4 protein-coding genes are annotated in these 12333 nt (G+C 54.6%); 2 read left to right on the top strand and 2 right to left on the bottom strand.

Annotated elements, in window-relative coordinates; all coding sequences use genetic code 11:
• Window positions 1–5 precede the first annotated feature (5 nt).
• The gene (locus SH528x_RS07385) at window positions 6–4619 is read left to right on the top strand and encodes a DUF1549 domain-containing protein (RefSeq protein ID WP_442509877.1); all 4614 of its coding nucleotides are present in this window, start codon (window positions 6–8) and stop codon (window positions 4617–4619) included.
• A gap of 9 nt (window positions 4620–4628) precedes the next feature.
• Window positions 4629–5975: a c-type cytochrome domain-containing protein gene (locus SH528x_RS07380; RefSeq protein WP_442509876.1), complete on the top strand. Its 1347-nt coding sequence runs from the start codon at window positions 4629–4631 to the stop codon at window positions 5973–5975.
• A 199-nt stretch (window positions 5976–6174) separates the two neighbouring features.
• Here the strand turns inward: SH528x_RS07380 and SH528x_RS07375 are convergent, their stop codons facing one another.
• Both SH528x_RS07375 and SH528x_RS07370 read right to left on the bottom strand, forming a co-directional pair.
• Window positions 6175–8931 (bottom strand): protein kinase domain-containing protein, encoded by a 2757-nt coding sequence (locus tag SH528x_RS07375; RefSeq protein ID WP_442509875.1) that lies wholly within the window; start codon window positions 8929–8931, stop codon window positions 6175–6177.
• Window positions 8928–12035, bottom strand: a complete 3108-nt coding sequence (locus SH528x_RS07370; protein ID WP_442509874.1) for a serine/threonine protein kinase — start codon at window positions 12033–12035, stop codon at window positions 8928–8930. Before SH528x_RS07370 ends, SH528x_RS07375 begins: the two co-directional genes overlap by 4 nt.
• Window positions 12036–12333 lie beyond the last annotated feature (298 nt).

Below are 12333 nucleotides of genomic sequence, written 5' to 3'. Positions count from 1 at the left end.
ATCCTATGCGAAATCCAACCACTGTGATTTGTTTATCGAGCCTGTTGTGGGTGTGCGTCTCACTGCACGCCACCGCTCAAACAATCACCGCAGTTCAAACACGCACCTGCAAGCCGGGGCAAACCACGCAGCTGACCCTCCAAGGAACCGACTTAAACGATTCACTGCGGTTGGCATCGAGTGCAAAAGCACTCGGCTGGAAAATCGAAAAACTCGAACCGACTGCGGCCGTCGTCGCAATCACGTTGCCCAACGACTTCCAATTGGGACCGCACAGTATTTGGCTCACAACCGCCACCGGAGCGATCAAGCAGATCACCCTGTTTGTCGATGATCTGGATGCAGTTCAAGACAGCGGCAAAAACCATACGATTGAAACGGCACAAGAAATCAGCACGAAATCGACCGTCGAAGGTGTTTGCGACGCATCGCTCAGCGATTTCTATCGCATCCACGTCAGCGCCGGTCAGCGAATCGCCGTCGAAGTGCATACTCAACAGTTGCGTTCCGCGATGGATCCGGTACTGCGATTACTGGATGCCGAGGAAACGACTTTGATCGATGCCGACGACACCTCGATTGGTCCCGATTGCAAATTCAGTTATCAATTCACAAATGCAGGCGACTACTGGATCGAAATTCGCGATAGTCGCAATTCGGCTGCCGGTGCAGCGTATCAATTGCGAGTCGGCGACTTTCCCATCGTCAATCAGTGTTCTCCCCTCGCAGTTCGCAGTGGCGAGAAGACCTCGATTGCCTTTACCGGCCCCGATGGAAAACTCGTTGCGCCGCGAGAAATCGAGATCCCGGCCGATACCCATGGTGTCATCCAAGTCCAGGCAAAACTCGACGAGGGACAAACCTCAAGTTGGCTGCCACTGTATTGCAGCGAACATCCACAATTCGTTGAGTCGGCTACGCAGCAGACCTTGACGTTACCGATTGGGATTAGCGGTCGTTTGCAGCAACCGCAAGAAGTTGACAGCTACCTTGTTCACGGCGTCAAAGGGCAAGTCGTTCGCTTCTCAGCAAAAACTCGCAGCCTGGGCAGTCCCACCTTGTTGCAAATGCAATTGTTCGACGCCGCAGGAGCGAAGATCGCAGAAACCACCGTCAGCGATGCTGACCACTGGAGCTTTGATGCCACACTGCCGGACGACGGTGACTATCGCTTGGACGTCAGCGACTTGCTCAAACGTGGTGGCGAGGAATTCAATTATTGGATTGAAATCATTCCAGCGGGATCGTTCACGGTTGCCCTCAAAGCAGATGCGGCGACTCGCCAGGAATTCAGTATCGAATCTCAAAGCGGTGCTTGTGCAATCGACCTGCAAATTTCGCGGTTTGGTTACGATGGTGAAATCGATTTGACCTTGTCCCAGCCAGAACAAGGCTTGCAGATTTTGAATCCACGGATCCCTGCCAAGGCGGAAACAGCGAGGATTTATTTGACGGCGGACGCAGAATGGAATCCCGCCCGCTTCGATGTGTTTCAGCTTGTGGCAACGTCGGTCAGTGACCCGGTGAAAAGCTGTCGCGTGAACAGCCATGCACTTCGCCGCACCAAAGAACCGTTTGTGCTCGCTCCCACATCACAAGATCGCGGTGAGTTTGCGTTGGCGGCAGCAACGAAAACGGAATCGCCGTTTGCCATCGAACCTGCAACCCCCATTCAGTTCGCTCGTCCCGTCCGTTCGCATACAGCCACCCTGACACTCAAGCGGATTCAAGCCGAGTTCAAAGCGGGTGTCGAAATGCTTTCCAACTCGCTGCCCGGCGGATGGACTGTCACAACAAAGCCAGAAAAGGATACCTACACGCTAACCTTGGCTCGCAATGAGCAAGTGGTCGATGAACCCGAGCATTTGCCGCTGTTGTTTTTTGGCGAGTTCAATGGACATGGACGCATCGAAGCCTACGAGATGCCGGTCCAATGGATCGACCCCGTCAGCGTCAGTTTGAACTTTCCCGAGCCAATCATGCGAGGTGGTTCAGCCCGCGGCAGCGTGCAATTGGTGCGTCAGGGGAATGATCCACAACCGGTAACGATCGCGTTGGAAAACCTTCCAACGGGTATCACCGCCGCACCGTCGATCGTGATTGGGGGCGATCAAACACAGGCAGAATTTGAATTCCAGATCGCCGCCGACGTAGCTCTCGATACGGCGCTGGAAATAACGCTCAGCGCAACGAGCAAGTTTAACGGCCAGGACTTCACGGTCCGCTCGACCCACACGCTGCCGACGATCATTGATAGCCCCCACAGTCTGGTGGTCTATCCCAATGAAATTAAGTTGGACGATGCTCGCGGTCAGCAACAGATTGCGGTCACTGGGATGAACGAACAACAATCGCCGCGTGACTGGACGCGTCATTCGCGAGTCACGTCGTCCAATCCACAGGTCGCCGAAGTGCGAGACGGAGTTGTCTATCCGATCGCCGATGGCGAGGCTGAGGTCACGGTCCAAGTCGGCAGTCAACGCCAAGTGATTCCGGTGCATGTCACCAACATGCAGTCGCCTCGCAGTGTCGAGTTTGAATCGGAAGTCCTGGTCGCGCTGTCCAAGCAAGGTTGCAATGCAGGTGCCTGTCACGGATCGCCCAGTGGCAAGGGCGGCTTCCGGCTGTCCTTGCGTGCGTTTGACAAACAGCTTGATGAACTGACGTTGATCCGCGAGGACTTTGGACGACGTATCAACCCGCTGGAAGCCGAGAAAAGTTTGCTGTTGCTCAAACCACTCATGAGTGTGGCTCACGGCGGTGGCAAACAGTTGCATAAGAATGATGCTGCCTACAGTCTATTGCGAGATTGGATCGCGGGAGGCGCGTCCGCTGATCCTGCGGACGTTTCGCGAGTCACCCAGCTCGAAGTTTATCCGAACCAGAAGCAGATTCTGTCGCTCGCTGACGGCGGACAACAACTCGCAGTGACGGCGTTGTTTGCCGATGGCCGTCGCCGCGATGTCACGCATCTTGTCGCTTACGAAACATCCGATACATCGGTTGCCAGTGTCGACGTCAATGGCTTGGTGACGCCGTATGGTCGCGGTGAAGTTGTGATCTTGGTGCGGTTTCTCGAACACATTGAATCCGTGCCGCTGATGTTTGTAGAGAAAACAGACGGATTCGAGTGGAAGTCGCCGCCACCGAACAGTTATGTCGACGAACTGGCGAGCGTCAAGCTAAAACAGTTGCAATACTTGCCGTCGCAAACGTGCAGCGATGACGAGTTCCTGCGGCGTGTGAGTCTGGATGTGCTGGGGATTCTGCCGTCGGTGGAGGAAACCGAGTCGTTCCTCGCGGATACGGGCGAAGACAAACGCCAGCGACTTGTCGACTCGTTGTTGGAGCGTGACGAGTTTGCCAAGTTTTGGGCGCTCAAGTGGGGCGACTTGTTGAAAATGACCAGCAAGTTGGTCGGCGACGAGGGTGTTTACAAATACAATCGCTGGGTCGAGCAGTCGCTGCGTGACAACTTGCACTACGACGAGTTCGCCAAACAATTGCTGACCGCCAGCGGCAGCACACTGGCGAACCCGCCCGCGAATTTCTATCGCACCTCGACTGACATGAACGAATGCGTGGAAACGATCTCGCAAGTGTTTTTGGGGGCAAGATTGCAGTGTGCAAAATGCCACAATCATCCGTTCGAGCGTTGGACCCAAGACAACTACTATGGACTCGGTGCCTTTTTCAATCGGGTGCAACGACGCAAGACCGAAAGGCCAGGCGAGATGTTCATCTACACCAGTTTTACAGGCGACGTGACACAACCCCGGACTGGCCAAGTCATGGCACCGTGGTTGCCACAAAAGGGAACAATTGAATCAAGTAATGACGTGGACCGTCGCGATGCGTTCGCCGCATGGTTAGTCAACCCGGACAATCCCTATTTTGCCAGGATCGAAGCGAACCGGATTTGGAGCCAACTGTTTGCACGCGGGATTGTCGATCCAATCGACGATTTTCGCGACTCGAATCCGCCCTCGAATGCACCGCTACTGGACGCACTGGCAAAAGATTTTGTCGACAGTGGATACGACCGCAAGCACTTGTTGCGTGTGATCTTGAACAGCCGCACGTATCAGGCCAGCTATCAAACGAGCGAGTTCAACGCCGACGACACCAAGTATTTTTCGCATCAAGAACCGCGTTTGCTCAGTGCCGAACAACTACTCGATGCGATCAATCGCACCCTGGACTTGAAGCAGACATTTGGCAGTCTGCCCGCGGGCACTTTGGCAACTCAATTGCCTGCCCCGGACGTTGTGAAAGTCGATTTCTTGAAGGTATTTGGTCAACCCGAACGCAGCACCGTTTGTGCCTGTGAGCGAGCCGATGATTCTAACTTGGGGATGGCGATTGAATTGTTCAACGGTCCGGTGATCCACGAGAAACTGCGTGACGCCAACAATCGTTTTCGCAAATCGTTGGCTGCTGGCAAGACGGTGGACGAGGTCGTCCGCGAGCTTTACTTGGCGGCCGTATGCCGCCCACCGAGCGAGATTGAATTGAAAGCCGCAGTCGAGCATTGCGGAAAAAATCCCGATCCGGTCGCCGGAGTCGAGGATGTGTGTTGGGCTTTGTTCAACACCGACGAGTTTTTGTTTCAGCATTGAAAGCATCCTATGAAATACGTCATCGTCATCATCGCTGCCCTGTCCAGCCTGCTGTTGCCTCGCGCCGAGGCATTGAGCGAGGATGTGCCGCCTGTGAGTTTCCGCAGCGATATCGCTCCCATTCTGCTTGATCGCTGTTTGGCGTGTCACGGTGCTAAGAAAGCCGAGGGCGGCTATCGAGTCGACACCTACGCAGAATTGCTCAAGCCGGGTGACTCTGGCGAACCGCCGATTGCCAAGGCCGCCGATCAAGTCAGCGAGTTACTGCGGCGAGTGGTTTGTGAAGATGAGTTCGAGCGGATGCCCGCCGAGAGCGAACCACTCACGGCTGAGCAAATCGAATTGCTCAAAAACTGGATCGCAGCTGGCGCGAATTTTGACGGCGAAGATCCTAGCGGATTGCTGTCGTTGGTCATTCCAGCGGTGCAGTACGCCGATCCGCCGCAGGTCTACGCTCAAGCGGTCCCGATCACGGCAAACGTGTTCTCGCCTGATGGAACGCAGCTCGTCACGGGTGGTTATCACGAGTTGGCGATCTGGAACACCGCCGATGCGAGTCTCGTGCGGCGAATCAAAAATGTCGGACAACGTGTGTTCGCTTTGGCGTTTTCGCCTGATGGTCGAACGCTGGCCGTTGGTTGTGGCGAACCAGGACGTAGTGGCGAAGTGCGATTGATCGATTTTGGTACTGGCGAGATCAAAGGGGTTGTCGCCAGAACCAACGATGTGGTGTTGGACTTAGCGTATCGACCTGGGGCGGATGAGCTGGCGATCGCCGCAGCCGACGCTTCGATTCGCATTGTGAATGTCGCGACGCTGGAAGAGATCCGCACGATCGCCAGTCATGCCGACTGGGTAACCGCCGTAGCCTGGAGTGATGATGGCACGCGACTGGCGTCGGCCAGCCGCGATAAATCGGCCAAGGTTTATGACGGTGCATCCGGAGAGCTGATTGCCAGTTACACCGGCCACGGTGCCGCCGTGCGTGGCGTTTCCATCTTGGCTGAAAACAAGCAGGTCGTCTCGGTAGGCACCGACGGCAAACTGCATCGTTGGAATATCGACGGTGCCAAGAAGGTAGCCGAAGTTGCCATCGGCGGCGAAGGATACAAGTTGATTCGCAACGGTAACCGACTGTTAGTTCCGTGCTCCGACAAACGGCTGCTCAACATCGACTTAAGTAACAACACGATATCCCAGCAGTACACAGGGCACAGCGACTGGGTGCTCGCGGTGTGCAGCCAAACCGGCGCAACCAACGACGGCTGGATCGCCAGCGGATCAATGGACGGCGAAGTTCGTCTCTGGAACACCGCCGACACCACCCTCGTCCGCAGCTGGATCGCCAAGCCGTAGTGAGCGGGCGACGTGAGCGTCGATCCGGTCATTCCATTGGTTACGGCGCTAGATCATTCATCGCCACGCGACAACGACATCAGTTCTGCCGTTGTCGTCCCAGGTTTAGCAGCACCCACCGCCTCAGGAGAAATCAGATCGAGTTCAGAACCTTAGTACCTGCCTAATCCCCGAACTCGTTCCGCTCAAAATCGCGAGTTCATTCTGGCATCAAGATCGTATCGAGGTTGTTGCGATCAGTGAACTCGCGAAGGTCGGCTACGAAATCATCGACCGACACGTAGTTGCGATTCGGCCGGTGCTGGAACGGGTGCAGGACAAGTTTGTGATGCTCACGCTGGACGAAGTGAGAATGGTCCGGTGTCAACAATCCTCGCGCATAACGAATCGATTTCATCAGTGGCAATGAGTGAAGCGAAACCAATTCAGGTGGCGTCCCATCCTCGGACTCAGCGACGGACATCACTTCTAATTGGTCACGATCGATGCAAACCAAACGCCTCGCGAGTGAATCAGGAAAGACGTCACTGAATTTGTCACGCGTCTCCGTCCCCATCCGCATGCGCATACCGCTGCCAGACATAGACATCGCCATCGTCTCTTGGCGGACAAGCGGCGATGTATGGATGCCAACTCCATCGGCCGTCCGCCACAAACGGATTGGCATGGTTTGATTTCGGTTGATGATCGCTTGCGAATTACGTCCTAACAGTGACGCTGGCTCGACCGACATCCCTTGTTCTTCAATCGTCCCAATCGCGGTGCCATCCGAAAAGAACAGCGAGGTCAAATTCCACACCGAATCAACATCCCCGAGCTCAAAGGTGTGAACCGTCGGCAGAGAGTCTTCGGAACGAAAGTCAATAAACACGATGTCCAACTTCGGCGTGGGTTTATTTGAGAAAACTGCAAACGTCAACGTCGAGTAGGGATCACATTGTGTTTCCAACAACATGATTGCGTTGTCGGTACGGGCGTCTGCACCAGGCTTGTTTTCCCATTGCCAAACAGATTTTTCCGTTTGAGGATCCAACAGGCCAATCGAGTCGCCGTTTTGCGACGAGACTAACGCATAAAGTTTTTTTCCAGCAAATCGGAGGGCGTTCACGTCCTGCGGCAGTCGATGATCGTGTTCCATTTGGATTTGATCTGCTGCCACGCGGTAGTTCGTGATCCGTCGCGAGCTCCCCTTGTGATCCCAGGCAATAGCAATGTCATTGCCATCGGCGGAAATCGCGGCAGAGGTGATTTCCGATTTTAAATCGCGAATTTCGTCGGGTGCGGGCAAAGGAACGACTCGATGCCTCGCTTGATCGATCCAGACGCCGTGGCCCCCACGTGAAAAAGCAGCCAACGCAGCGGCACTGGGACTCGAGACCACTTTCTCGACATCGAAGGGGACTGCGAACGTCTGAGTGCGTGGCGTCACGCTTCCATGAAACGCGAACATCGAGAGATGGTGATAAAGGAACCCACGAAAATCGTCGTGGACCGCAGAAAGCGACAACTCCATCTCGTCCCACTTCGAGGTTTGCATCCAGGTGATGGCGGCGTCAATCGCTTCGCGGCTTTCATTGCCAGCGATCTGTTTCGTAAAACTTTGTAGTCGTGATTGCTCCGTGTTGGATTGTTCGTTGAGTGACTGAAGCTGGATATTGGCTGCCTTTGTTTTGACTATCGACATTTGTAACGCATGCATTTTCTGATTGGCATCCGCTTCGAGTTTCTTTGACTTTTCGATCATCGCAAGCCGTTCGAGCTGAGTGGCTTCGGCGTTGTTCCGCAATTCGATTGAAAGCGATTCGGCTCGCTGCACCGCCGCTTGCCGCAGTCGCAGCGTCTCGATCAATGCGGTCAGCTTTCCTTCGCTCTGTCGCAACGCGTTGGATTCTTGGGTCAGTTGGGCCTCGCTTTGAATCAGCCGCTTGCTTTGTAGATTGGACGATCGCCAGTTAGCGGTCACCAGCAGGATGGCAGAAACGAGCACCGACACAAAAAGCCCACTCAATAATCGCATCGTTGGATTGCGTTTACCCCACAATCGCCAACGTTCCCAGCGACTTGGTGCTTTAGCCAGCAGCGGGCGGTTCTCTAAATAATGGCTCAAATCCTCGGCAAACGCGGCAGCGGAATCGTAGCGATTCCTTGGGTCACGACAAGTCGCTTTGTCAACAATCGACTGCAGTCGCGGATTGCGGTAATACCCCAGCGAAACGAGCGGCGGTGGGCCACGATGAATCACCGCGTCAAGAATCGCTACGGGTGTCCCGCTAAACGGACAACGCCCCGTCAACCGATCAATCAACAACATCCCCAACGAGTAGACGTCCGCAGAAACGCTCGCCGCCGATTGTCCCGATGCACATTCGGGTGCCATGTACGCGGGAGTGCCATTGATCTCGATTTCATGCGAGGCTGCGTGATCGTCGCGAACCACGGCGCCGGAACTCGCCAAAGGACGGGCGCTACCGAAATCACAAAGGTACGGTTCGCCATCCGCATCGACCAACACATTCTCGGGTTTGATGTCGCCGTGTGCCCAGCCTTGTTCGTGAATGTAATGCACCGCCAACGCCAATTTGCGAATTCGCAACACTTGCTCGCGTTCGCTCGTGCGAGTTGATTCCGATGTCCAATCGCTTCCATCAATCGCCTGCTGGACCAATCCCATTGCCGATTGCGTCTCGAAAAAGTCATAAGCGGCGACAATGTGCGGATGCCGCAAACGACACGCCAGATCGACTTCGCATCGGCCTCGTCGGCGGGAATCGGAATCAAGGTTGACTCTTTCCGCGGCCGCCTTGGTTGGAGACGTTCTAATCTGAATCAGTTTAATGGCGACTTCGCGATGCAGTTCTTGATCGGTGGCCAGCACGACATGGGCAGTACGTCCCGTCCCCAATTTACGATTGAATTTGAATCGCGTTGGCAGCTCGATTTTGACAATGTTGCTCACGGAGCCTCCTCCGCATTCGGATCATCAACCGGATCGGGCACCGCCACAGCGACGACATGATCCAGGTCGACAAACTCGATCGAAGTCGGGTTTTTGCGAAACAAATAGCGAGCGTCCGCAGTTAATTGCATCGATTTGCCGAGCCCCTCGTGCTCGAGCGATGCGATTGCGTGGAAATCGTCTTTACCAACTTCGCCAAACATCAATTGACCTCCATCGGCGTAGCAAGTGACCCAGCGAAGTGGTGAAGGACGCTTACCAAAGGGTTCATCGGACCGCCAAACCAATGGACCTCGCAAAGCACTGATCGTCGAGGAATCGACAACCAACACCGTGTTGCCGACGCGGCCACGCGAGGTGAGGTCAAGGTCGTCGTCGACCATCGTTTCGCTAATTTTCGCTGGGATAATCCAGGTCTGTCGCGATCCGCCCGTCATCATCATCGGAATCGAGTTGGCGTTCCAACCCATGCCATTGGCCATCCCAGAATTCATTGCCCACCACTGGCTGCTAGTGACAAAAATTTGCGGATCCAAAATCTGATTGGGATCCAGATTGGAAATTGGCATGATGATCGTCATGATTTCACGTGTGGGACGTTTCGTCGGTAATCCCGGACGCGGAGCGGGCCGAAGGCTGATTTGATAACTTGCCACCAATGCCAAATGGTGTGCTCCCGTAACGGAATAAACGTCACTGATCGACGGACTCGCAATCAGATCCATCACAGCCGAGTGCCATTGTTCACTTCTAGCATTCAAGAACTTTTTCAATGCGATAACCACGTTGGTATCGGTGTGCCGGTTCCAAATCACTCCTGGTTTATCGCCATTCATCCGCATCAAACGGAACGTATCAAACCATTCGTTCGCATAACGATCGATCAAGTGACTCTCTAGTTTGCGTTGCTCTTCGGCACGTTTTATTCGTTGCAATCGAGCGGCAACTCGATAATTGATAGCGGATCCTGTTTGCGTCATCTCGTTGGGGTTTGAGACACTGACGGCGGCATAGACCGTCCCATGCCGCGGATGAACGATCATCTGATCGATGCTCCACAATGAATTCGCCGGTGTGGATACCGAGTAAAGTAACTCCTCAAAGGGCTGCCGATTTGCCACCGTCGTCCATCGTGAAATGCGGCCCGCCGAAGCCATCGTCAGCGAGCCGAGCTGTTCGCTAAAGCAAACGTCGTTGACCGATCCAATCACGCCAATGTCCCTCGCCGATCCCGAGGCAAAATCGATCTTCAACAATTTGGTGGTCGATTTCGAAGCCGCCTGAAACAACATGAATTTGTCCGGTGAATCGGTGGCGACCCATTGCCAATCCGGCGTTTCAAAATCGTTTCCAAACGAGGACAAGTCGATCGTGCGAACTGCGATCTTTGCCTGCTGTTGATCGGCAAGCGAGGACAAAACATGAGTTTCCCAGCCGTGAAGCGACTCGGGAATTTCGTCCAATTTGCGTTTCGCTTCGCCAAAACTCTCTGATTCAAGCGATTGACGAACTCCTTGCAACCGTTCCTTTAATAATTGGTCCGCTTCGCTTTGCAAACGCATGGCAACCAACGCCTGTTTTGTTTGCGAAACGGTGGTCGTAGTGCCGGCGATCTCCTGATGAAGTTCTGCGATCTTTGTCTCTTCCGCTTTCAGCGACTCGGTTGTTTCAATCACTAACGCGGTATTTCGCTGAGTCTGCTGAATCGCTTGATTCAATTGCAGCGACTCATATTCGAAGGTCGCTCTTTGTTTCTCAGCCATTGCTTGGGCCGCTTGCGCTCGTCGTGTCGCAGCTTCGATTTCGCTCAACCGTTGCTGCAAATCAGCTTGCACTTGCTGACGCTGTTGCACTAATTCTGCGGCGTCCTGTTCACGCTGAGTGGCTTCGGCCATGGTTCGACGTGCCGATAACCAACCGACGCTGCTGATCAGAACACCCACCAGCAATACGACCGCGACCGCGGCCGCAAATTTTGCTTCGGCGGGATTGCGACGGCACCAACCTCCGACTCGCTCGCGAACCGAGATAGGTCTCGCTTGCACTGGCAAGCCATTCAGAAACAGCTGTAACTCGTGAGCAAATTCGCCACAACTGGCGTAACGTTTGGCGGGTTCGTAAGCCATCGCACGCTGACAAATTGCGACCAAGTTCACATCGACGTTTGGGCTTAGCTGCAAAATCGGCGTCGGTGCACTGTGGATCGCCATCTGCAACACTGCTGCCGAATTGCCTGAAAACGGAGATTGCCCGGTTAGCAAAAAGTACAGACAAGCGGCGAGCGAATATTGGTCAGTCGCCGGACCAATCGAGGCAATATCACCTCGTGCCTGCTCGGGCGGCATGTAGGCAGGCGTTCCCAACACCGAACCGTCGATCGTCAACGCGGAATCAAAATCGAGTCGCTTGGCCAAACCAAAATCCAACAACTGAGGCTCGCCTTTGGTATCAATGATGATATTGAGTGGTTTGACATCGCGATGCACGATCTCGTGACGGTGTGCATAGTCGAGAGCCAACGCGAGTTTACGAATGCAATCCGCAGCCTCACGCTGTGACGGCATTTTCGTTGCCGCAAATTCGTCCAACGTCGGCCCTTGGACATATTCCGTGGCAATGAAGTGTTGTCCATCGACTCGGCCCGCATTCAGGACCGCGACGATATTGGGGTGCCGCAGTGCCGCGGCCGCTCTGGCCTCGGTGATAAACCGTGCCGCTCGCTTTTTGTCACTCGCATCAAAATGTGGCAGTTTGATCGCGACGCTACGCGATGTGTGCGTGTCGCGGCACAGCCAGACGGTTCCGAACGCACCTTCACCAATCACACGATCCAGCTGATACCGTCCGAGTTGCTGAGGTGATTTGGTTGTTTTTTCCGAAGGGGGCGACGCCTTACTTGACGCCACCGACTGATTTTTGGCCGACGTTGTCGACGGACGCGTCAGCACGGTGGCGAGCTGGTTTCCGGCGGCGACGGGGCGGGCTCGATTGGCGTAGAACGACCGCTGGCACGTTGGACAACCTACCTTTTTCCCAATCAACGAAGCGTCAATCTGAGCTGACGATTCGCAGGATGGGCATTCGGTCTGAAGCTCTATCGCCAAGAGATCGCCTCAAAAACAGTGAAAAGTGTCGCTATCGCTCGGTGCCGTGGATCTCGGTGCGGCGTGTCCAACCCTACCGTAGCTACCGTCGCCAGACGGTGGCAAACAGCTCCGCACTCCACGCTTTGGCGAGCGTAGCTACGGCGAAATTGACTCAAGTTGGGAGCCGCAGGTAAAGCTCCGATTGCCACAATACAAAACACGCCAATGATTCATTTGCCCCCACGACATCGCTGCGTAGTGTTAAACTATCATAATCGTAGTCTAACGGAGCCACCAAGCGTGTGCTTTGCCCCAG

The organism is Novipirellula methanifontis (assembly GCF_052161655.1).
Classification (GTDB): domain Bacteria; phylum Planctomycetota; class Planctomycetia; order Pirellulales; family Pirellulaceae; genus Novipirellula.
This window is presented reverse-complemented; position numbering and strand designations above follow the sequence as displayed.

Bases quoted from the DNA above. Each gene is read 5' to 3' on its own strand.
- SH528x_RS07385 (WP_442509877.1), top strand. From the start codon at position 6: ATGCGAAATCCAACCACTGTGATTTGTTTATCGAGCCTGTTGTGGGTG.
- SH528x_RS07380 (WP_442509876.1), top strand. From the start codon at position 4,629: ATGAAATACGTCATCGTCATCATCGCTGCCCTGTCCAGCCTGCTGTTG.